This is a genomic window from Bacillus sp. FSL H8-0545, assembly GCF_038006105.1.
In the GTDB taxonomy this organism is placed as follows: Bacteria; Bacillota; Bacilli; order Bacillales; family Bacillaceae_G; genus Bacillus_A; species Bacillus_A cereus_U.
Map to the genome: position 1 here is coordinate 333,078 of NZ_JBBOUO010000002.1, position 21,659 is coordinate 354,736.

Below are 21,659 nucleotides of genomic sequence, written 5' to 3' on the forward strand. Positions count from 1 at the left end.
ACAGAATGCCTGTTTTATATAAAAGAAAACGAGAGAAACAGCTCGAACTATATTTCCGCTGTCTGTCTTCCGTTTCTTTGAATTGTTTTTATCTTACAAACTACTTTACCCGATATGAATTCACCCTTATCAGAGACCGCTTTATTGGGAAACGTTTTTTGAAGAACGTGTTATGGACATGGAAGATTGAAAATTCAAAGGAGTTAAAAGAGAAAATCATTTGGTTTTTTGAAGAAGGAACACGGCAGGAATTTAATCGTATACGCCATCAATTGACGCCTCTTTCCGAAGCAGCGCGAAAGCAATTATCGAAAGACCATCCTGACTATGAAAAACTTTATATTGCTAATTACGGATTACATATTTTGACGGATTCCGGAATTGCAGCGTTTGATTATGCATGGTGTATCTGTTTATGTCGGGTCGGTAGAAGACTCGGTTATTTATCAAAACAGGAAGCAAAGAACTTTATGATACAGGCTGCACGACTTTCACAACATTCTTATTCAGATTGGCACGAGTATTTTAACGCCTTTCGTATCGGCAGCCACTTTAACGCAAATGATATAGAATTCATAAATAAAGATAAGTATAATATTAATTACGTATCGCACTTGTTTGATTATAAAAAAACTCTATTGAGTGTTGTTCCATGGGAAAATAATCTACTTAAAGATTTAAGTTAAATCATGCTATGCTTCTTAACCAAATTGATCAAAAATCCTAGGAACTATGATTTCCTGGGATTTTATTTACATATAAGGTATTTGTTGAACTTAGAAGAATCCACTTCTAATAACATAAAAAACTGATTCTTGCAGGAAGAAGTGATTACATTGAGTGAACTACTCGCCACTTAGCAAAGCTTGAAGTGGGAGCTTCTCAGTTCCACGACGAAAGCAACCTTCCATCTCCCTGTGCGTTACTTCGGAGTATTCCAACCCTAGATGTCCAACGCTTGGACGCTCTTTTCGTACGGTTGATATTTTACGCAGGAACCGAATGTCTTGGTTTTCGCACTCTATTTTCTTTCTGCAACCTCATATATCAAGTTATCAAAGAACTTCATATAGCTAGTTTATTCGTTTTTTCGACGTATAATGAATTACAACAATTACTAACGATTGCATAAAATCCATCTACAATCATACCAACTTTTTCTCTGTTAAAAAACTTTGCAACAGAACCAATTATTTTCTATTCCTTTACAATTAATTCCTTTAACATTTCCCCCAATTCATCCCCAATTCTCCCTAAAGGCCCATTAGCTTTAACACGTTCATTAAAATCTGCCTTCCATATAAAGAAATCAGATAATCCTCCACTTGGTGGATATAGATTACTATAAATTAATTTTATTTCATTTATAACATCATCAAAGTCTATATAATTATTATTTGGGCATTCATTTAAAATATTAATTACATATCTAACTTCAGATATCTGATAATCTATATCACCTTTCTTATTTTCCTCTAATACTACACTCAATTCACTAAAAAGTTTTTCTAATTTATTTCATTTATTTTTTCTTGTATAGATACACTACTCATTTTCATGTTTTCTCCTTTTAATACAATATAATTAAATATTATCTATTCTAAAAGGTTCTTTAAATAACTTCTTATACCCTTTTGTTCGATTCTAGTGACCTTTTCATCCATATTTTGAAATTTCAAAATAGACTCCTTAATTTCTATTAAAGCATCTACTTCCTCTATTGGAACCTCTTTTTTAAAAACAAATTGTTCCATCTTTTCAAATCCATAATTTCTAGCTTCTTTTTCATCACTTGTACCTAGCGTAATTTTATTTATTTCTAGTATAAACTTACCTATTGTCCATGGAACAAATTCTTTTTCTTTATATATTACTTTGTATTTCAATTTATAAGCCATCTCTATTTCATTAATATCAACCTCTTTTATATATATTACTTTTGAAACGAATCCTTGTTCAAATTTTAATTCTTTAAATCCATATTTTATGGATTCATTTGAATTACTTATAAGCTCTAGGTTATTATCCGATACATCTAATCTATACAAATTATTTTTATAAATAGCGTAGTCACTCATACTTTATTATACTTCCTTCCTAATCAGCCATAACCCATCCAATTTTTTTATTGAATTCAAATTTTGTTGCTACATTTCCAGTTTCTGAATCTATAATATTCAATATATCTCCATCTTGGAAAGCTCTTGCATAACCCCTTTCATATGAAAATTCGGGTAATGCAATATTCTTAATTCCTGTAAACCCTCTTGCAGTAAATGGATAATTATCGGCATTAGCTTCCCACCTTGGAATCGTCAACTTTGATGGATCATTTTCTATATATTCAATAGCCCCTTGAACTACTCACCACTTAACATCCTCGCGGACTGTTTGAAGTGGGAGATTCCTAAGTACAGAAACCTAACGGTTTCTAATTCATTAGGCTATCCCCATAGTTCCTACGGTTAAGAGATGAATTGCTTCGTTTTTAAGATTGAGCGCTGCGTTTCGATCTCTATCGTGATGTGCGCCACAAGAAGGGCAATCCCACTCACGAATGGTTAGATTTTTAACGTCTTTGTTTTTGTATTCACAATTGGAGCATAATTGACTAGAAGCAAATGTTTTAGATACCATAACAACTTTTTTGCCATACCATTTTGCTTTATATTCCAACATCGTTCGAAATTGTGACCAAGATACTTCACCAATCGCTTTTGCAAGCTTTCTATTTTTGAGCATATTACGGACTTGTAAGTCTTCCATACCGATAACATCGTGGTTTTTGATGATTTCAGTAGAAAGTTTATGTAAGTAATCAGCTCTTGCATTTGCAATATGTTCATGGATTCGCGCAACTTTCACACGTTGTTTATTCCAGTTCGAAGAACCTTTTGTTCTTCTAGAAAGGATACGCTGTGCTTTCGCTAACTTTTCTTCTAATGTACAGAAGAATTTAGGGTTCTTGTATGTTATGCCATCTGAAAGAATGGCATAATCTTTTAACCCCACATCGATACCAACAGAAGAACCTGTTTTTTCTACTGGTTGCACTTCTGTTTCTGTAAGAATAGACACTAAGTGTCTACCGCTTGGATTTCGTCTAATCGTGGCATTTAGGATACGTCCTGACACTTCACGACTTTTGGCAAATCTAACGAAACCGAGCTTCGGTAACTTTATTGTATGACCTACAATGGCGATATTATGATTCGTACATTTTGTTGTATAGGATTGTATTTTATTCTTTTTAGACTTGAATTGTGGCATATCATTTTGTTTCTTGAAAAAACGTGAAAAAGCATCTGCGAGGTTTTTTAATGAGGATTGAAGAGCGGTACTATCTACTTCTTTTAACCAAAGCGTATCTTGTCGTTTTTTTAATTGCGTAAGCTCGGCAGAGCAAGAAGGATAGGTTAATCCTTTTCCAGCTTCTTTATACGTATCATTCCAAAGAGCAAGAAAATGGTTAAATACAAAGCGACTGCAACCAATCGTTTTAGCAATTAATATTTCTTGTTTCTTATTTGGGTAGATACGAAATTTATATGCTTTATTTACTAACATAGGTTGCACCTCACTTTTTCATAGTATATCTACAGTATACAAAAAACGTAGGCTTACGCCTACTGACATTCATCTCCCACCTAAAATTGGTGTTTCACATTTTTGAGGAAAGAGTCTTCTGTCAGAAAACGATAAAACTTATCTGGTGCACCAATTGGTGTTGATACACCATTTCCTCCATCATCTACTTTAAACATCGTTCCATCATAGTCAAGCCTAGCCCCTTCATAATTTTCAAACAGTGTTTTTAAATTTGCACTATGCTCATCAACTGCAGTAAATCCTCTTACACCTGTATAGTTTTCGTCATATAAATACTTATATATATCACTTTGCGGGATTACTTTTGTCATCCTTGTACCAACATTAGGTACTCCAATTTCATTTCTTATAGCATCAACTACCGTCTTTTCATTAGCATTTAACACCCTATCTGGATGTAACAACTCAACAAATTTATCTACTGAATACCCACTATTATTAATAAGTTTTTTAATACTATTACTGGTATTTAGCTCAGCATTACTTAACCCCTCTGGAGGAACTTTCTGACCACTCTTCAAATTCAACCCATCAAAAAACTGCGCTGGCTTTTTCTCAAACAAAGGTTCATTCCCTACAGATGTTTTCTTCTCTATATTAAGTGAAAGATTATCGAATTTCTCTCCAGATAACCGATTCTCGTTTTGCCCTTGCCCCTTAGTTTCACTCTTAGCAACAGAAAATAAGTCACCAAGTGTCTTTCTTTCTCCTACATTTCCAACGTCAGCTAACGAAGGTTTAGGGGATAAATCCGGGATCTCAATATTTTTTATCTTCTCTACGGCATTCTTCATACTACCCGGCAACTTCTTCATGAATGCCGCTACTTCTTCCAACTTACCAACTATTTATGAAGTTAAAACATACCAATCAATTAAAAAAGCACTTGTTGCCTGCCATAGACAATCAAGGGTTCTGGTGCGAAAGTGTTAGTTAGAAACATAGAGTAGCAATTTCCTCTTCATTTCTATCTTATGAGGCTAAGCCAAACAATGTATGAATAAATTCTTTCTGGTTTTGGACAGACTTATCCAGTAAAACAAGTTGCCCTTTTTTCATCATATGCATGGCTTCAACACCACTCAATATAGAGATTGCTGTTTTAAACGACTTGAATCCTAACATAGAACGAACTCGCCTTTTAATAAACCGGTGGTCTTGTTCCACTATATTATTGAGATATTTAACTTGCCTTAGTTGTATGCCTTCAGGTATATGTTTCTCTTCTTTCAACTCTTGAATCGCTACAGGATAGGCAGGGTTCTTATCTACTGTTATCACGCGAGGTTTAGAAACATACGAAAAAGCCAAGGCTTTCTTGAAAAAGCGCTTGGCTGCTTGTTTATCTCTTGATTTACTTAGATAAAAATCAATTGTATACCCTTCTGAATCGACTGCACGGTATAAGTACATCCATTGACCTTTTACTATGATATATGTTTCATCGACTCTCCATGAATCATTTGTTGATTTAAGATGATGTTGTACTTTCTCTTCTAATTGAGATCCATATTGATGAACCCAGCGCATAATCGTTGTATGAGCAATTGATAATCCTCTTTCCTCCATCATTTCCACCAGGTTACGGAAGCTCAAATTGTACCGTAGCTACCACCTTACTGTTAATAAGATTAGTTCAGGCTGATAATGCTTCCATTTAAACAAATTTTCCTTTTCCATACTGATCACGCACCTTTTTTAGAGTCATACTATCAGTATGTCCAAGATTAGAAGATTACTTGCAAGAGTCTTGGAATTTTTGCACCAGAACCATATTTAATTATACACGCTGACCTATGTCTATCTCTTGTAAAACTTTGCTACAGAGCCTTCAAAGATACAAATTTGCATTCTTCAACCCAAAAGATATAATTCTTTTAGAGTTTCTATAAAATCAGAATCCGTCTTTACTTCAATCATATTAATAAGATCATAAAATTGGCTTAGTTTAAAAGAAAAATTGTATAGAACAACCGCGGCACTATTCAATTCCCTAGATTTATCTATATAAATCTTAGAGTCACTTTTTCCTAAAAATAAAACATTATATCTATCATTTGTGCTTTTTTCTAAAATTATTCTATCAGGCTTAAGTTCGAAAAAAGAATAATACTGTTCATCTGAAAAAGTTTTGAATATCTTTTGAATATTATTTAATGATGTTGTACTCCTAATCTCATATTGAACATTTGTATCATACTTTCTTACTTCTAACTTACTTTTCGAAAAAATATATAAAGCCAATGCTGATTTGTATTTATCTGAAAATGTATCTACTTTGTATTCTTTTCCTCTAACAACTTCAAAAATCTCATAATGATTATTTACTTTATTAAAAGTTAACTTAACAATAGTTTCAGGATAATCTTCCCCACCTAATGGTGCAACACAAATAATATCTTTTTCCCTTTTAATCACTTTAAATTCTGTTTCAATTAAATTATATATACCACTTAAGTCCATATTTTATACTCCTTTATGGCTTTATTTGTTTAATAATTTCAAGTTCTATTAATTCTTCTATAGAGTAAGTTCGGCCATTAGGTTTATATTTAATAATTTGCGTTCCTCCACCTGGCTGATCAAACCAAGGAGCAATTTTCCCTGAAGTTACTTCAAAATCAGCGATAACCTCATAAACATAATAAGGCGCTTGTTCACTATGCGGGGCCAAAGCTCTACTTGGGAACGAATCACTTTCAGGAGCTAAAAAAGAACCTGCTGGATTACCATATCTATCCAACTTCATTCCGGGATGTAATGTTTCCACTTTTTGAGTTCCCGAAACAAATCCATCATTAGGCGGCCAATGAATTTCCCCTGTTTCTTGGTCATAGTATTTTGGATTCTTATATACATCCTCATATTTCTTGTATAATTCTTCACTAGGTGGATAATTCCATTTCTTTATATTTTCAGGGATTTTCACATCATCTACATGTTTCCCAGCCTCACTAGCTCCCTTACCAACATTACTCGTATCCTTAGTTTCACTCTTAACAACAGAAAATAATTCTCCAAGTGTTTTTCTTTCTCCTACATTCCCAACGCCAGCTGCCGAAGGTTCAGGGAATACATTCGGGATCTCAATATTTTTAATCTTCTCCCCGACATTCTTCATACTACCCGGCAACTTATTCATGAATGCCGCTACTTCTTCCAACTTACCACCTATTTTACCGCTTTTCTCGGCTACTTGAAAGACTTTTCTACCCTCTGCGAGTTTTCCGAATGCAGCTGTTCCTTTCACTGCGGCGGTTACTTCACCAACGCCGACAAAACAACTACCAATATCAAATATCGCGCCACCAAGAGCATAAGGGTCAGTCAATGCTTTTTCCACATAACCTTTTACGGAGTTAAATAGCGCCTTACCATACTTAGGATAATCCTGCCAACTGATGATGGCTTGTCCAAGACTTTTTATCGTATTACCTGCTCCATATATATCGTCCAGTTTCCATTGCTCTGTTTCTACGCCACGTATCGAGTTAAAGCCCCACTCACCAAGCTCTAAGACTAGGCTCCCTAGCTTCGTCGCACCTATCGCTATCCCACTAATAGCGGAACCTGCCGCGCCTAAAAAACCTTCCAACACCAAGGCATCATCAGCAAGTCCTTTTAGGAAAGGGATGTTCTCCCCTACCCATTTTGTGCCTTTTCTCAATACATCCCATTTCTCACCGGCACTATTGGAAAAGTTTTGAAGCCAAGCCTCCACTGGATGATGTTCCGCCCATTCCTCTTGCTTTTTCTTCATTTCTCTTTCAGCTTGCAGTTTCGCTTCTTTTTCCGCTTTCGTGATTTGTGTATCCATTTCATGAATGCCTTTTGCCAACGCATCTTGTGCAAAGAAGGCTTGGAGTTGCGGATCAGTATAAGATAAACTACTCATTTCCTTTGCCATTTGAACTTGTTTGTTTAGGGTATTGAGAATGTCTTCCGCATTGCTTTTTTCTTTTTTACTTTCAAATTGCTGTACTTTTTGAATCGTATCCTCTAGTTCTTTGCTGGCTGCAACCAGTTTTTCATCAAACTGGCTGTTCGGCATACTCAGTGAAATCAAATCACTTACGCTGTTGTAAATATTAGAGATGCGACTATCCATTTCATGTTTCTTGGGTTGGAGATTGGAAAGTTTGTTTTGTGCTTGCAGTAATGCATCTTCCAGAATAATCGCATTCTCATCAGTTTCTCCCGTTGTTGACTGAAAATCCTGTAAGGTTTGCGCCATTTCTATACTAAGTAATTCATTGGTATCTTTCAATCCAATCACAACTGTATTTTGGTTATTATTGATGTCGTTGACAATCGCTTTCCCTGTTGCACCCTGCATGGCATCGGCCTGGATAATGCCATTCAATGCTTGTTTGGCTTGTTCAAGTTGATTATTTGTTTTACTGGTGTCTTTTTGAAGTTTTTCCAGTACTTCATGAAATTCCTTTAAATCTACATGAAAGCCCATTTAATCCGCCTCTCTTTCTGGGGCACGGCAACATCGCCCTAAATCCATTATTGAAATTCTTAATGTACATATATGTGGTAACCTATATCTTCTTTTATATGTTTATTAGACATATCACTCTTTAAACGAAACAATCTCCTAAAGAACCCATCTTATAGTGGCTTCTTTTTTTATGCGAAAAAAAACAGCGAACTCCTAACTATTTCATCAATACTTTTAAAAATATATATCCCACATAGTTCTGATAAAATAATGGTTGACTCTAAATGACACGTATCCCGACTGATCCCCGGGTAGTTTCTTCAACTGTTTCTAAGAAAAAACATGATTGGAAATATCCGTCCAAAATGAAATAAGAAAAAGACCACAGATTTCTGAATAGATCCCAAACCAAATGGAACAAAAAAGAACCCTTATCATAAGGATTTTGCAACAGGAAACAATAAATATATAGAGTTTAGATAAAGAGGATTACTTATTATATCGTATATATGTATAAGGTAATGTTAAGGGAAGATTAAGAAATGGTCAAATTTTTTAGAATTATACGAAATTACTGCTATTCGTTGGATGAATTAATACCAAAAATCATTAAAAAGGGAAAAGCATCTCGTGGGAAGTCGAGATGCTTTAAGAAAAATAAATGAGAAAAATCTTATATAGATCGTAACATACTATATGAACAAATGAAGGTACACTTTTTTGTGGAATTATATTATTTACGTTAGTAAAATACGAAATTACATTTCGTTTTAAAAATCAAATTATAAAGGGTTTGATTTGTTGATTGTATGTTCTTGTTGTCATGATGTAAATCCTGTCTATTTTTTCTGTACTTTACAAAGAGGTTATATGTGTTATTGGTTGAGTGATCGGTTCATTCGATACCGATAACGTTATTTAACTTTGATTCAAATAATGGATTGTACAATCCGTCACTGCTCTTTTTCTACCTACTCAACCAACGGTACCTAATGTGGGTATTTTACAAATTCGCCCTCTGACAATACAATTCTATTTCTCAGAAAGTTTATTAATAAATTCCGTAAAACTAGAAGCTATTTCCCTAATAAACTTTGCTTCTAATTCCGCTTCATTTTTTATCTGATAGGTATGACAGTGATAAACACTACCTATATCGCTACCATGGATTGACATACATATAATGTTATCAGCTGGATCTTTTCCTATTGGAATAAGTCTAGAAGGCAATTTATTTCCCTTAATATAATAATTTAAAGAATTTTGCAGATTATTTTCTGTTTCCTCTGATAGTGGAAAAAACATCATAATTGATGACGTAACTACATCATCTTTCGTAGTAAATCTTCTTCTATTAGATTTACCACCATTATCTCTTAATAAGAAACTCTTATAGTCCTCTGGTAGTTCTAATCCATTAAGTCTTTCAAAGATTTCTATATCTTCGGCTTTAATTTGTTTGAAAGTATATTCAAAATTAAGATTCATAATTCATCGACCTCCGACTCATTCGTTTTCACTAAAATGCAACGAATCTATTAAATTTGTAAAAGTACTGCAAATATATTCAATTGCTTGTTCATCACACTCATCGCTATCATAAAAAACTATTGTTGGTGAGTGTTTATCATTTCTAAAATCAAAACATATTTTATTACCGAATGGATCCGTAGCAAAGGGTATTATTCCCTTTGGGATGTATGGTGTGATAATATCATAAGTAACTGTTATGCTAATATATTCATTCGTGTAGCTTAGTAGGCAATCAAAAACTCCTTCTCCTCCATCTTCAAAGAAAAATATATTCGGTACTGGATGACCACCGTTATATTTCATTACACAAATTTTGTAATCTTGAGGAAAAATCACATTAAACTTCTCTTCAACTTTTGAAATTATCTGCTCGGTAATAGGGTCATGTGTATGCTCCCATGTTATTCTTCTCATGAAAACAACTCCCTAACTCGATTTGCTATGTCTCTCTTTATTTTACCATTTCTTCCATTATCCCCTCCAACTTACCAACTATTTATGAAGTTAAAGCATACCAATCAATTAAAAAAGCACTTGTTGCTCTGAACTGTACCCTATAAAATGGACAGTTTAATAAAAAAGCCCTGAAAAATCAAGCACTTAAAAGGTGATTCCGATATTCGATCGGAGCCATCTTTTTTAATGTCCACTGATAACGATTATAATTATACTCCTCCATATAATCCTTTATGTTGAGCTCAAGGGATTCAAAGGTTTGACAATCTTTATAATCTAATTCATCTTTCATATGACCAAAAAAGGATTCCATTGGTGCATTGTCTAAACAATTGCCCCTACGGGACATAGATTGTCTGATCCCCATTTCTCTTACACGTTTCTGAAATTCAGGGTGTGTATAATGAATACCTTGGTCTGAATGTAGAAGCGCTTCAGGATGAATGACTTCTCCTAATCTCTCTTTCAAGTTATCTAATGTTTGATAGACGATATCCATTCGTAAAGAGGAAGAGACATGATAGGCTAAAATCTCTCGTGTTGCGCTGTCTTTTACACATGATAAATAAGCCTTCTTTCCTTTTCCATAAAATAAATAGGTAATATCCGTTAACATACTTTTTTCAGGCTCTTCTTGATTGAATTGGCGTTTTAAAAGGTTCGGACATGTTTTATGTTCTTGTGTCGCTTTTGCGATGTGTTTATAAGGATTCGCTCGGCGAATCTTTGTCACAAGGTTATATTTACGCATAATACGGTAAATACGCTTGAGATTCATACAAATTCCTTTTGTCTTTTCCAACACCATTTTGATAGAACGACCACCACATGTTTTCCCTTTTCGATTAAAAATTTCTTGGATCCATTCATAATCTGTTTCATCATTGCGTTCTTTTTCCAGCTGTTTATCTGTCTGATGAAGCCACGCATAGTATCCACTCCGACTTACCCCAGTCAGTGTGCAAAGGTAACGCACCATACGTGGGAATTGGAATCGACGTATGGTTTGTTCAATCAGTGTGTATGTTTCTCGTGGTGTTAACGCTTCTTCTGTAACGCCTGCCTTTCGAGTTCGTCTAACTTTTTTAGGAATGTCAATTCCGCTTCTAAAAACGCAATACGTGCTTCCGCTTTCTTTAATTTTTCATCAGAAGAGAGGGGTTTTTCCGAAGGGCGTCCCGTGCTTCCTTTCCCACGGCGTTCTGTATAAAAGCCTTCCTCACCAAATTGTTCAAAGGTTCTTCGCCAACGTTTCAAGCATTGTTTTGGTTTCTTCTCACCGATCACAGCTAAGTCAAACCCATTCTCTAAAAAGATTTGGCTAGGACCTTTTCCTTGTTGATTTTCTTTTACCGCTCTTACTTTGAAATCTGAACAATAGCTAATCGAACGGTCCGACGCTTTTAATACATTTTTATTTTTTTCTAGCTGTTTCATTTGAATTTCGTTAAAAATAATTTTACTCATTCTCCGTACCTCATTTCTATCGTTGGTTCCATTATAACGAGGTTTTTTGATAAAAATACACAAAAACCCCGAATCATGGGGCTTTTTTTAAGTGTCCATGATTCGGGGTACAGTTCACTCGTAGGAAACAAGTACTTTAAGTTTATTAATTTAGTATTTTATAAATATCTGTATTTTTAACAAAGCTACTTTAGATAACAAATTTATACAAAATAAGCAATTATTTTTCCGTTGTCTGGATAATCGCCTTTCCAGCCACAAGGAAAACCACCAGCTTTGTAAATATTGAAAATTTGTTCGTAAAAATTTTCACTTTGACCATTTATCGCGCGATTTATCGCGCAATTTCTTAAATCTACCACAACATTCTCAAAAAAATCACTATACGAGTCCGGAATTTGGTTTCTGAGTCCATTAGCAATTTCTTCTGTCACTTCCTCTAAACCATTAGGTTTTTGACTAGGGTCTAGTTTATACAATTTCCCCTTAACTTTCCCCATTTCAATTTGCCTAATATCTGACCATGTGTATTCATCCTCACCAAAAATCTCATAAAAAGCAAATTTTTTCGCCTCAATAAAATCATTAATAATAGCAACATCTTCAGGGACCACTGTCTTTTGAATATCTTGCATAGAATTTGCAAATCGAATAACTTCTTCAACTAATTTAGTATGAATTCCATACTTCATAATTTATTAAACCACCTTTCCCATAAGTCTATTGTTGCTCCTCCACCTACGCACTGCTTCATTACAATTATGCAGTAGGTTAGGACATAATTTTGCATTGAAAAACATTATTACCCTTTAAATTTACCCCAAATCATTGCTCCTTTTTCAAGAATAATATTATCAAATGCCTCTAAAACAGTATCTCCTGCCCAACCTGTTGCTTTAAATATTCTTCCTGATTCCGATATGTATAAATTTAGCCCGAAATCATATAGTGAACCTACAGGAATAACTTTATCATCAATATAATCTTCTAAACCAAAACACGAACTATCTAACACACCTATCACTTTCTTAATGCAAGTAGTATGTTTAGATATGTCCTTAGTAACCCCATCTGGCCAAACCCTTTCAACATTGAATCGTAATTCTCCAAACTCCTCCATAAATTTTTTGGCACTTTCAAAAACCTCAAATCCCCTTTCTTCCAAAAACTTTACATTTTCTGATATATCTATTTTTCTACCCTCATACCATCCCGCTTTTTTTAATTCTTTTATTGTCTTATTTGATATTTCCATTTTCATTCCTCCTAGTAATCAATGTTATAGAAATCAAAAAACGTTCTACTACAATTATCACAAGGTTCAGCAAAACCACCTTGTAGGTTTTCCGTTCTAATCATAAAATTATCATAATGGCCGTTAAACACATTGTTGGAAATGAAGATATCATTCATAGTGATTTTGTCTTTGAAGCGCTCTGTCATTTGGACATAGGAACAGCAATTGTTTCTTTCATGCCGATGATATTTCCAGTTTTATATTTATCAATCGTTAAATCTCATATGATTTCTATGCCAATTTTTTATCTGTTAGCATTCTGAAATTGGAGTTATAATCTAATAACTTTTAACTAGTCATTTCTCAATTGCATAAATGTAAAAGTGACTTTGGAACAATAATCCAAAGTCATTTTTCATTCATATTCTTAAAAACTCTTTTATGAAACTGTCCATATTTATAGCATATGTTAACTACTAAAAAAACAATAAATCAGCCTACTTATATTTCAACTGATTCATTTAATCTTTTCACTGCATTATTACAATTATGAATTCATTTATATATAGTATTCTCCTAGTTTTTATACCATTTATTAATTTTATTAGTTTATGCATCTAGGTACTACTTAATTTTGCAGTAAAAAACTATTTGTAAAATAGAATTTCTCTCTCTTAGATATTAGAATAATATTGCTTTAAATTATTTATGCCCTTAATAAAATTTTTAATAGAATTTTCATCTGCCATTAAATTACTTAAATAAAGTAAAAAATCAAATTCATCTTCATCATCTCCGAAGGTTAAAATGAATGGACTTATATATGGTTTGTATATAATATTACAGACAGGGACTTCCTTTATTTTCATTCTGAAATTACACTTACCATCATCCAGTATTTCATTTGTGCAATTTATTTCATCTGGCTTAGTTTCATACCTTTTATCATTATATTGGAAATATAATTTACCATCGTCAATATATAGCCCTAATAGCTCACCATCTTCACTAAATCCACCTTCTCCATTTTCTATATCATTTATACTATTTGCATCAACTAGTGAATATCCTTCTGGTGTTATATTAATATATGTGTTCTTTTTAGAATAATTATCTAAAAATATCATAACTAACTCCTCCTAATGAATTAACCCTAATAGTTTATTTATTACATCATCTTTTTTCATGGATTTTTTAATAATACTACTCCAAATTCCGTCGTCATTTATTTATGTGCCTTCTTTAATTAATTTCTTCTTAGTTTTACTAAATAACCATTGTGAATCTGGACCTATTGGATTATCATATTTTTCCATATCCCTCGCTTCTAGTCCTGCTCTTTCTTCTGCTGTCATGTCTGCTCTAGCTGTAATTTTCTGTTAATTACGTGCATTAACAACATGATTTGCTATGTCTTCTTTAGAAAATCCTTCCGAAGTCATTCTTTTAATATCAATTTCTAATTGTTTAGATGCTTCAAGATAATCCTTCCTAACATTTTGTACCTTTTCTCAATACATCCCATTTCTCACCAGCACTATTGGAAAAGTTTTGAAGCCAAGCCTCCAGTGGATGATTTTTCGCCCATTCCTCTTGCTTTTTCTTCATTTCTCTTTCAGCTTTAAGTTGCGCTTCTTTTTCCGCTTTCGTGATTTGTGTATCCATTTCATGAATGCCTTTTGCCAACTCATCTAGCGCAAAGAAGGCTTGCAGTTGCGGATCAGTATGAGATAAACTACCCATCTTCCCTGCAATTTGAACTTGTTTGTTTAGGGTATCAAGAGTGTTTTCCGCATTGCTTTTTTCTTTTTTGCTTTCAAATTGCTGTACTTTTTGAATCGTATCCTCTAGTTCTTTGCTGGCTGCAACCAGTTTTTCATCAAACTGGCTTTTCGGCATACTCGATGAAATCAAATCACTTACGCTGTTGTAAATATAAGAGATGCGACTATCTATTTCATATTTCTTGGGTTGGAGATTGGAAAATAACGCTCTTTTCACTTTTCATGCTAAAACAAAAAGCAATCGTTGCCTTTCATAGACAATCAAGTACTTTTTAGTTAGCTATATAAATTAATTCATTATTAATCTTATCTTTAAACCAACGAGCATGATATCATATTCATTAAAAGCTCTTGCAATCGCCTCCTTATTACTCATTTTTTTAGATTCTTTATATTCAGTGTAGACCTTATTTACATACTCTTCCTAACTGTAAACCATTTTATAGGAACCTCTGAAATTCATTTTGAAGTTTTAGGTTGAATTAGTAGATCACCATTATGGATAACTCCAATTGTAATATTTTAATATTTTTCGTTTTGTCTTAATTATGACTTCAAACTAAGAATATATTCAATTCTTGATTTTGCATCAAGGCTTGATTCAATAACCTTATAATCTTTACTTTTCATTAACTGTCTACAATTATTTATATCTTGCAATAATTGTTCTATATCTTCTTTATTAGCATCACCTTTAAATTCAATACTATTGATATAAAAATCTAATTTTCCATATATAAAATCTGGTATTTCTTTTAGTTTAAAACACTCAATTGCAACACAAATATAGTATGCAGTTTTTGTAAAATCATTATAGTTTAGCTCTCTCCAATCTTCTTCAAATACTTTTGCTGCAGATTGGAGTGCTGTAAATCCATCATCTTCTACATATTCTTCAAAACTATATACAACAGAATCTTTGATACTTTCATAATCAACATTATTATTCATAGCACAAACCTCCTTAAATCTATTCCTCTATGGAGTTACTGTATTATTTGTAAAGATATTTAACTTTATATTAGGATGCTTTTCTCTAAATTCCAATATAATATTTGTACAACTTTGACAAGTTATAAAATTATAATGCGCCTACTCATTTCTACCCTTAAACGCAAAAAAGCACTCGTTGCCTTTAGTAGACAATCAAGTGCTTTAAGTTCATATGTTTTAAGTAACATTAAATTTGTAAGTTTTATAGTAACAGTTCGACAGCCTTTATATGTTGTGACAAATATTATGTTAAAACTTACGAGTTTGTACGAGTTCTTTAGTTTAATATACATTCCATGCATTTATATTGATCGCCTAATAAAATGTCATCTCGCCTAAGCTCGTACTTCGTTTTCTATTCTATCATTGCACATAATACCCTTTGATGGTACAACCATCATGAGGTCTGTACTTTTTAATACCCTATTTTAAATAGCAACATCTTGATAACCTACTTCATCTACCTTTTCATTTATAAGACGAATTCCTAAACCATTTTCCTCATCCCATGAACAATCAAACGAGACCCCTACATCACGTCCATCGCGAAGGAAATCATACGGAACAGAAATACCTACTAATGTTATATGTTCTATTAATTGATCAACTGTTTCAATTGATGGATAGTCTTCATTACATGCAACATCATAACCAAGCTCATGCCTTTTTTGTTTATAATAATTTAAAATTGGTTGTAATATGTTATGTTGGATTTTCTCCCAATTATCCAGTATTGAATTGTATGCCACATATTGACCTTCATCAAATTTACCATCATCTTCTCCTCCAATTAATAATGCTATCTCCGTGTCCTTTCCTAAAAACTTTATGGTTCTGTATCCTACCCATGTATACTGATAATCAAGTTCTCCAAAAACTTTATCATTTATTGTCATTTTATAATCTCCTTATTATTTATTTGCAAATCCTCCAGGTTCAAAAGCTCCTGCGTTTATTTCACCAACTCCACCAAGGTGTCCAAATTTGGCGTTTATTTCTGTTGGCACAAGTTGTATAGTAATTCCATCATTTAACTCATGCCATGTTAATTTATTTTTCACTCGGTATTTTTCTATATCTTTTGCCGTAATTCCACCAGCTTCCATTCCAAATTGGTTTGCCAATTCTGGTGAATTATTAAGCTGACCTGCTAACCTTTCATTTGCTTGCTTAAAATTATAATCTCTAGCAGTATTTCCTCTAGCCCCTTCAAAAACGACATTTAAATTCGTTTCTGCGGGTGTTTGCTTGAATCTTGAATCATATGTACTAGCAAATTCCTCTTGCTTGAAGGCTGGTGGAATATCAGCATCTCTATTACCCGTACCCTTAACACCACCACTCTCCAAATTCGAGGTTCTACCCTGAATACTCGCTTTAGAGATGCCACTGTGCTCCTTTTACTTTTCCCTAGAATTTGTTCCCCCGTATCTACTTACGCTTCCATCAGGTAATATTTCTACACCTTTAATGAAGGGGAATATGTTGTCCACAATTTTTGCTAGTTTAATTTCAATTATATAATATTCACGACTTATTTTATTTCATTTATCAATCCGTATATACAATCTATATTTTATTTGTTTATCGAGTCTTAATATATCTATGAAAAAAGCACTTGTTGCCATAAATGACAATCAAGTGCTTTAAGTTCATTTGTGTTTAAGTATCGTTAATTTTGTAAGTCTTGTAGTAACAGTATGACACCTTATATATATCGGGACAAGTATTGCATTAAAACTTACGAGTTTGTACGAGTTCGTTGGTTTTATGTTCATTCCATGCGTTTATATTCATCGCCTAGTAATTCGTCATCTTACCTAATCTCGAACCTCGTTTTCTATTCTATCATTACACATAGTACCCCATGATGGTACAACCACCATGAGTTATCCATTCAACTTAGATATAACTATTACTGTAAACCTTTTAAAGGTTATTATTTTTCACTTCCTCAAACCACTCATTAGCAATATGCCCAGCCGTTTTAACATCGTCATTTGTATATACTAAATCATACTTATACTCAGCTTTAAACTTGCCACTCTTAACATCATATATTAATTTCATCTCAGTAGGCATATCTCTTTTATATTCTTGGCACAATGCTTTAATTTTTCCGATATCCTCACTCAGGATATCTAGTACCATAAAATTTCGTTCTGCTGATGTATCATATCTTTCATCCCCATCTTCCAACGCATCATTCAATTTATGAGGCTCTACGTACTTATTATTAATCAAATAAAAAAAGTCGCTTGCAGTAACTCCTTCTTCACGTGAAGCATAAACATACACTTTATCAGCCCTATTTTCAACATATTCCATACATATGGATATCATATCTGCTTGTAATTCACTAAACTTATCTTCAAATTCTTTCATATTACTTTTTCACTCCTTAAATTAATTTTCAAGAACTCTTAAGTTTCTTTTACCATCAATGGTATACAGAACTTTAAATTTCTCAGGACGCATATCGCTTCCAGAGTAAATTATATCAACATTAACTGTTACTTCTTTAGGGGGTTCTGCTTTCAAAGCTGCAGCCCATTCTTCTTCAATCTTCTTATATTGCTTCAAATTAACATCAGATAATTGCGAAACCAAATTATCAATTTTAGGTGATCCTCCAAATCTATCACCTGCTAAAAGCCCTGCATGGTCTTGCCCTTTTACTTTACCGGGTGTATTTTTACTATGTGATAATCTCTTTTCTCTTTCAGTTAATTCTAGCTTATCTGTTTCAAATTTTTCAATTCTTCCAAGACTATCGGTTTCATAAAAATAGTCGTACTCCCCTGTTTTATACCTAATATTCGGTTTTAACCTATTTTTTCTTCCGTTTGTAAAATGTTTCCTTTGTCCACTAATGTTTTAACTTCACTTACTTCAGCACTACTTTTACCCGTACCCTATGTTATAATCCCAAAATAAAAAGCACTTGTTGTCTTTAGTTGACAATCAAGTGCTTTAAGTTCATATGTTTTTAAGTAATATTACATTTGTAAGTTTTATAATGAAAGTATGACACCTTTTATATGCCATAACAACTACTACGTTAAAACTTACGAGTTTGTACGAGTTCATTAGTTTCATATACATTCCATGTGCTTAAAACGTCATCTCGCTTAATCTCGTACTTCGTTTTCTATTCTAGAATTGCATATAGTACCCCATGATGGTACAACCACCATGAGTTATCCATTCAACTTAGATATAACTATTACTGTAAACCTTTTAAAGATTATTATTTTTCACTTCTTCAAACCACTCATCAGCAATATGATTTGCCGTTTTAACATCTTCATTCGTATATACCAAATCATAATTGTATTCAGCTTTAAAGTTGCCACTTTGAACATTATAGATTAATTTCATCTCGGTCGGCATCTCTCTCTCATATTCTTTACATAATGCTTCTACTTTTTCAATATCTTCATTTATTATGTTCAATACCATGAGCATTCTGTTTGGAGACACATCGTATCTTTCGTCTCCATCCTTCAATACATCATTCACTTTATGACATTTTACGTACTTATTGTTAATTAAATAAAAGAACTTACTCGAAATAATATTTCCTTCACAAGAAGCATAAACATATAATTTATCCGCTCTATCCTCAATATATTCCATACATATAGATATCATATCGGCTTGTAATTCACTAAATCTATCTTCAAATTCTTTCATTCTACTTTTCCACTCCTAAGATTAATTTTCAATAAACTTAGAGCCCAATTCACCATCAATAGTGTAATTAACTATAAATTCCTTTGGGCGTATATCATTTCCAGAATAAATTATTTCAACATCAACTGTTACTTCTTTAGGGGGGGCTGCTTTCAAAGCTGCAGCCCATTCTTCTTCAATCTTCTTATATTGCTTCAAATTAACATCAGATAATTGCGAAACTAAATTGTCAACTTTAGGCGGGCCTCCAAACCTATCACCTGCTAAATGCCCTGCATGGTCTTGTCCTTTTACTTTACCGAGTGTATTTTTACTATGTTATAATCTTAAAATAAAAAGCACTTGTTGTCTTTAGTTGACAATCAAGTGCTTTAAGTTTGCAAGTATTATAGTGACAGTATGACACCCTTTATATGTTGTGACAAATAATACTTTAAAACTTATTTGCCAAGTTTACATACGATTCAAAATCAACTTCTATATCATTTTCAACACTTGTTCCTTCACATTTTCGTCAAACTTAGCTCCTTCTACATTTGCTCCTGTCCAAACTACATTGTCAAGTGTAGCACCGGTAAAATCCGCATCCGTAAAATTCCCATTTAAAAGGGTTGCTCCTGTTAAATCTGCATTTGTAAAGTCTGCATTTCTAGCATCTACTTCTGATAAATTTGCATTTTCCAAATCCGTCTTTTCAAATTTACCATTTGTAAGATTGGCACTGCTAAAATCCGTTCCAGTGCAATACGCCTGTGTAGCATCAATTCCAGATAAATTCGCATGGCGAAAAGTAGCATGATTTAAAATTGTTCCAACTAGTTCTCCATATGAAAAATCAACTTCATCAAAACGTGTTTCAAAACAACTACTTATATTCAATTTTGCATATTTCATATTTGCTTTAGAGAAATCCGCTTCGCCAAACCTACAATCTGCAATATGTATTTCCTCTAAATTACAACTTCTGAAATCAGCCAACTCAAAATCACAATCATGAAACGATGCTCTCATTAATGAAGAAGCCCTTAACATGACCCGTTTTGCCATAATACGATCTCCCATTACCTCTGACAGGTCTGAAAAAGTAAGGTCCAAATCACTCATATCTAGCCCATCTATAACCTCATCATTGTATTGAGATCGATTTAATATTTCCATGACTCTTATTCTATCATTATTCCTCTCGTTCATTATTACTACCTCCTTTCATTTAGCTTTTCAGATGGTCCTTCCAAGCAGCATTTGGAGAATAGGTTACACCCATCCTATCCTCATCAAAACTTGGTATAGCTATTACTTGAGCTGGTTCTAAATATTCCATTACATGTAACCAACTATCAAGTAATATGTCACCATCAGCCTCTAATGGGTTCTTTAAAAGATCTATGCAAATACCACCCCAATTCAGTTCCGATACCACAGCTGGACTATTTAGTAATAATTCCTTATCAAACATGTCCAAAACATGACTACTAAAATATGTTCTAGCTCCTAGCCCCAAGGGACCGTTGGGACGAAACTCGACTGGTATAGGTAGTGAAGATATATTCATCCACATAAGTAAACGTTCCCGTTCCGTATTCCACGGATAGGGTACTGGCCAACAAATTTGAGCTACTCCAAAACGAGGTTTCCCAATTTCTGCGATTTGGTCAGATAGCTCAAAAAAAGCTGGCCACAATTTTTTGGGTATAGATTTTTGAAACTCAAACTCCAAAAATGAGCCATGGCTCAAGTTAACTTTAAAACTCCCTCTATAGTTAACAGATTTATCACGATAGAGGTGAACTTCAGATACCCTACGCTCCGAAATCACTTTTTCAATAATTTCCTCACGATTATATTCTACCCGTATTGTTTCACAGTTGCCCCAATGAGTAGGAGCAAACTTTTCATTTGACTCAAACACATCCAAAAGACGCCCTAGTATCTCTTCCTCGTTAAAAGATACTGTGGGGTACATTGAAATTGAAAAATAATTAGGTTTCATTTATATCCTCCTTAATACTAAAAAATAAATCTACACCTTTAAAGGTGGTGGATACGTTGTCTGCTGCTTTTACTATTTTAATTATACTAGCAATTTGTATTTTCCTTAATTTATAAAAAATACTTTTATGAATCTATAGGTCCCCAATTAATAAAAAAGCACTTGTTGCCTATCATAGACAATCAAGTGCTCTAAGTTCATTTGTTTTTAAGTATCGTTAATTTTGTAGGTCTTGTAGTAACAGTATGACACCTTATATATATCGGGACAAGTATTGCATTAAAACTTACGAGTTTGTACGAGTTTGTACGAGTTTGTACGAGTTCTTTGGTTTTATGTTCATTCCATGCGTTTATATTCATCGCCTAGTAATTCGTCATCTTACCTAATCTCGAACCTCGTTTTCTATTCTATCATTACACATAGTACCCCATGATGGTACAACCA

The 21,659-nt window shown here is 33.4% G+C and carries 24 protein-coding genes and 4 pseudogenes; 2 read left to right on the forward strand and 26 right to left on the reverse strand.

The window, feature by feature from the left end:
- Window positions 1-5: 5 nt before the first annotated feature.
- Window positions 6-686, forward strand: coding sequence for a DUF1266 domain-containing protein (locus tag MHI07_RS27695; RefSeq protein ID WP_340827120.1), 681 nt, complete (start codon window positions 6-8; stop codon window positions 684-686).
- Between the two features lie 511 nt (window positions 687-1,197).
- Here MHI07_RS27695 and MHI07_RS27700 read toward each other — a convergent pair.
- The 13 genes and pseudogenes from MHI07_RS27700 to MHI07_RS27760 form a co-directional block, all read right to left on the reverse strand.
- A complete protein-coding gene (locus MHI07_RS27700) occupies window positions 1,198-1,491 on the reverse strand; it encodes a hypothetical protein (protein ID WP_215582873.1) in 294 nt (97 codons plus the stop codon).
- Window positions 1,492-1,595: 104 nt separating this feature from the next.
- Window positions 1,596-2,078, reverse strand: a complete 483-nt coding sequence (locus MHI07_RS27705) for a hypothetical protein (RefSeq protein WP_340827121.1) — start codon at window positions 2,076-2,078, stop codon at window positions 1,596-1,598.
- 19 nt (window positions 2,079-2,097) lie between these two features.
- A complete protein-coding gene (locus tag MHI07_RS27710) occupies window positions 2,098-2,319 on the reverse strand; it encodes a hypothetical protein (RefSeq protein ID WP_252198871.1) in 222 nt (73 codons plus the stop codon).
- A 120-nt stretch (window positions 2,320-2,439) separates the two neighbouring features.
- Complete coding sequence (gene tnpB, locus MHI07_RS27715) at window positions 2,440-3,567, reverse strand: IS200/IS605 family element RNA-guided endonuclease TnpB (RefSeq protein ID WP_340827122.1); 1,128 nt, start codon at window positions 3,565-3,567, stop codon at window positions 2,440-2,442.
- An 80-nt stretch (window positions 3,568-3,647) separates the two neighbouring features.
- A complete protein-coding gene (locus MHI07_RS27720; protein ID WP_340827124.1) occupies window positions 3,648-4,424 on the reverse strand; it encodes a hypothetical protein in 777 nt (258 codons plus the stop codon).
- 157 nt (window positions 4,425-4,581) lie between these two features.
- Window positions 4,582-5,289 (reverse strand): annotated as a pseudogene (locus MHI07_RS27725) (IS6 family transposase).
- Between the two features lie 174 nt (window positions 5,290-5,463).
- Complete coding sequence (locus tag MHI07_RS27730) at window positions 5,464-6,072, reverse strand: hypothetical protein (protein ID WP_340827125.1); 609 nt, start codon at window positions 6,070-6,072, stop codon at window positions 5,464-5,466.
- A gap of 13 nt (window positions 6,073-6,085) precedes the next feature.
- A complete protein-coding gene (locus tag MHI07_RS27735) occupies window positions 6,086-8,074 on the reverse strand; it encodes a glycohydrolase toxin TNT-related protein (protein ID WP_340827126.1) in 1,989 nt (662 codons plus the stop codon).
- Between the two features lie 1,014 nt (window positions 8,075-9,088).
- Complete coding sequence (locus tag MHI07_RS27740) at window positions 9,089-9,544, reverse strand: SMI1/KNR4 family protein (RefSeq protein ID WP_002187044.1); 456 nt, start codon at window positions 9,542-9,544, stop codon at window positions 9,089-9,091.
- A gap of 18 nt (window positions 9,545-9,562) precedes the next feature.
- Window positions 9,563-10,003, reverse strand: coding sequence for an SMI1/KNR4 family protein (locus tag MHI07_RS27745; protein ID WP_070140205.1), 441 nt, complete (start codon window positions 10,001-10,003; stop codon window positions 9,563-9,565).
- Window positions 10,004-10,181: 178 nt separating this feature from the next.
- Window positions 10,182-11,512, reverse strand: a protein-coding gene (locus MHI07_RS27750; RefSeq protein ID WP_340822743.1) for an IS3 family transposase whose coding sequence is annotated in 2 segments (ribosomal slippage) — window positions 10,182-11,125 and window positions 11,125-11,512 — 1,332 coding nt in all. Because the reading frame shifts where the segments join, the coding sequence is not laid out codon by codon here.
- 203 nt (window positions 11,513-11,715) lie between these two features.
- Window positions 11,716-12,204: a hypothetical protein gene (locus tag MHI07_RS27755; protein WP_070140204.1), complete on the reverse strand. Its 489-nt coding sequence runs from the start codon at window positions 12,202-12,204 to the stop codon at window positions 11,716-11,718.
- 110 nt (window positions 12,205-12,314) lie between these two features.
- The gene (locus MHI07_RS27760; RefSeq protein ID WP_002187037.1) at window positions 12,315-12,767 is read right to left on the reverse strand and encodes an SUKH-3 domain-containing protein; all 453 of its coding nucleotides are present in this window, start codon (window positions 12,765-12,767) and stop codon (window positions 12,315-12,317) included.
- A gap of 116 nt (window positions 12,768-12,883) precedes the next feature.
- On the opposite strand from MHI07_RS27760, the gene MHI07_RS27765 reads away from it, so the two are divergent.
- Window positions 12,884-13,072 (forward strand): hypothetical protein, encoded by a 189-nt coding sequence (locus tag MHI07_RS27765; protein ID WP_165616061.1) that lies wholly within the window; start codon window positions 12,884-12,886, stop codon window positions 13,070-13,072.
- 351 nt (window positions 13,073-13,423) lie between these two features.
- On the opposite strand, the gene MHI07_RS27770 is transcribed toward MHI07_RS27765, so the two are convergent.
- From MHI07_RS27770 to MHI07_RS27835, 13 genes and pseudogenes are all read right to left on the reverse strand, one after another.
- Window positions 13,424-13,876, reverse strand: coding sequence for a hypothetical protein (locus MHI07_RS27770; RefSeq protein WP_070140203.1), 453 nt, complete (start codon window positions 13,874-13,876; stop codon window positions 13,424-13,426).
- A 102-nt stretch (window positions 13,877-13,978) separates the two neighbouring features.
- Entirely contained in the window at window positions 13,979-14,104 is a 126-nt protein-coding gene (locus tag MHI07_RS27775; protein WP_340827128.1) for a hypothetical protein, read from the reverse strand.
- A 142-nt stretch (window positions 14,105-14,246) separates the two neighbouring features.
- Window positions 14,247-14,732: pseudogene (locus tag MHI07_RS27780) on the reverse strand (T7SS effector LXG polymorphic toxin); the annotation flags it as partial.
- Between the two features lie 347 nt (window positions 14,733-15,079).
- A complete protein-coding gene (locus MHI07_RS27785; RefSeq protein WP_070140201.1) occupies window positions 15,080-15,484 on the reverse strand; it encodes a hypothetical protein in 405 nt (134 codons plus the stop codon).
- A 470-nt stretch (window positions 15,485-15,954) separates the two neighbouring features.
- Window positions 15,955-16,422 carry a DUF6985 domain-containing protein gene (locus tag MHI07_RS27795; protein ID WP_340827129.1) on the reverse strand — a complete coding sequence of 156 codons (468 nt, stop codon included), beginning with the start codon at window positions 16,420-16,422 and terminating at the stop codon, window positions 15,955-15,957.
- A gap of 15 nt (window positions 16,423-16,437) precedes the next feature.
- A complete protein-coding gene (locus tag MHI07_RS27800) occupies window positions 16,438-16,911 on the reverse strand; it encodes an HNH endonuclease (protein ID WP_340827146.1) in 474 nt (157 codons plus the stop codon).
- A gap of 544 nt (window positions 16,912-17,455) precedes the next feature.
- On the reverse strand, window positions 17,456-17,911 hold the full coding sequence (locus MHI07_RS27805; protein ID WP_327818791.1) for an immunity protein YezG family protein: 456 nt from the start codon (window positions 17,909-17,911) through the stop codon (window positions 17,456-17,458).
- 21 nt (window positions 17,912-17,932) lie between these two features.
- The gene (locus MHI07_RS27810) at window positions 17,933-18,400 is read right to left on the reverse strand and encodes a DNA/RNA non-specific endonuclease (RefSeq protein WP_340827147.1); all 468 of its coding nucleotides are present in this window, start codon (window positions 18,398-18,400) and stop codon (window positions 17,933-17,935) included.
- A gap of 41 nt (window positions 18,401-18,441) precedes the next feature.
- Window positions 18,442-18,625, reverse strand: a pseudogene (locus tag MHI07_RS27815) (hypothetical protein).
- Between the two features lie 141 nt (window positions 18,626-18,766).
- Window positions 18,767-19,222, reverse strand: a complete 456-nt coding sequence (locus MHI07_RS27820; RefSeq protein ID WP_340827130.1) for an immunity protein YezG family protein — start codon at window positions 19,220-19,222, stop codon at window positions 18,767-18,769.
- Between the two features lie 21 nt (window positions 19,223-19,243).
- Window positions 19,244-19,453, reverse strand: a pseudogene (locus MHI07_RS27825) (DNA/RNA non-specific endonuclease); the annotation flags it as partial.
- A gap of 246 nt (window positions 19,454-19,699) precedes the next feature.
- Window positions 19,700-20,413, reverse strand: coding sequence for a pentapeptide repeat-containing protein (locus MHI07_RS27830; protein WP_340827132.1), 714 nt, complete (start codon window positions 20,411-20,413; stop codon window positions 19,700-19,702).
- 19 nt (window positions 20,414-20,432) lie between these two features.
- A complete protein-coding gene (locus tag MHI07_RS27835; protein WP_340827133.1) occupies window positions 20,433-21,212 on the reverse strand; it encodes a hypothetical protein in 780 nt (259 codons plus the stop codon).
- Window positions 21,213-21,659 lie beyond the last annotated feature (447 nt).

What these genes read in the sequence shown, in the direction of transcription:
- MHI07_RS27695 (WP_340827120.1), top strand. Translation starts at nt 6, where the DNA reads ATGCCTGTTTTATATAAAAGAAAACGAGAGAAACAGCTCGAACTATAT.
- MHI07_RS27705 (WP_340827121.1), bottom strand. Translation starts at nt 2,078, where the DNA reads ATGAGTGACTACGCTATTTATAAAAATAATTTGTATAGATTAGATGTA.
- tnpB (WP_340827122.1), bottom strand. Translation starts at nt 3,567, where the DNA reads ATGTTAGTAAATAAAGCATATAAATTTCGTATCTACCCAAATAAGAAA.
- MHI07_RS27720 (WP_340827124.1), bottom strand. Translation starts at nt 4,424, where the DNA reads ATGAAGAAGTTGCCGGGTAGTATGAAGAATGCCGTAGAGAAGATAAAA.
- MHI07_RS27730 (WP_340827125.1), bottom strand. Translation starts at nt 6,072, where the DNA reads ATGGACTTAAGTGGTATATATAATTTAATTGAAACAGAATTTAAAGTG.
- MHI07_RS27735 (WP_340827126.1), bottom strand. Translation starts at nt 8,074, where the DNA reads ATGGGCTTTCATGTAGATTTAAAGGAATTTCATGAAGTACTGGAAAAA.
- MHI07_RS27740 (WP_002187044.1), bottom strand. Translation starts at nt 9,544, where the DNA reads ATGAATCTTAATTTTGAATATACTTTCAAACAAATTAAAGCCGAAGAT.
- MHI07_RS27745 (WP_070140205.1), bottom strand. Translation starts at nt 10,003, where the DNA reads ATGAGAAGAATAACATGGGAGCATACACATGACCCTATTACCGAGCAG.
- MHI07_RS27755 (WP_070140204.1), bottom strand. Translation starts at nt 12,204, where the DNA reads ATGAAGTATGGAATTCATACTAAATTAGTTGAAGAAGTTATTCGATTT.
- MHI07_RS27760 (WP_002187037.1), bottom strand. Translation starts at nt 12,767, where the DNA reads ATGGAAATATCAAATAAGACAATAAAAGAATTAAAAAAAGCGGGATGG.
- MHI07_RS27765 (WP_165616061.1), top strand. Translation starts at nt 12,884, where the DNA reads ATGGCCGTTAAACACATTGTTGGAAATGAAGATATCATTCATAGTGAT.
- MHI07_RS27770 (WP_070140203.1), bottom strand. Translation starts at nt 13,876, where the DNA reads ATGATATTTTTAGATAATTATTCTAAAAAGAACACATATATTAATATA.
- MHI07_RS27775 (WP_340827128.1), bottom strand. Translation starts at nt 14,104, where the DNA reads ATGACAGCAGAAGAAAGAGCAGGACTAGAAGCGAGGGATATGGAAAAA.
- MHI07_RS27785 (WP_070140201.1), bottom strand. Translation starts at nt 15,484, where the DNA reads ATGAATAATAATGTTGATTATGAAAGTATCAAAGATTCTGTTGTATAT.
- MHI07_RS27795 (WP_340827129.1), bottom strand. Translation starts at nt 16,422, where the DNA reads ATGACAATAAATGATAAAGTTTTTGGAGAACTTGATTATCAGTATACA.
- MHI07_RS27805 (WP_327818791.1), bottom strand. Translation starts at nt 17,911, where the DNA reads ATGAAAGAATTTGAAGATAAGTTTAGTGAATTACAAGCAGATATGATA.
- MHI07_RS27820 (WP_340827130.1), bottom strand. Translation starts at nt 19,222, where the DNA reads ATGAAAGAATTTGAAGATAGATTTAGTGAATTACAAGCCGATATGATA.
- MHI07_RS27830 (WP_340827132.1), bottom strand. Translation starts at nt 20,413, where the DNA reads ATGAACGAGAGGAATAATGATAGAATAAGAGTCATGGAAATATTAAAT.
- MHI07_RS27835 (WP_340827133.1), bottom strand. Translation starts at nt 21,212, where the DNA reads ATGAAACCTAATTATTTTTCAATTTCAATGTACCCCACAGTATCTTTT.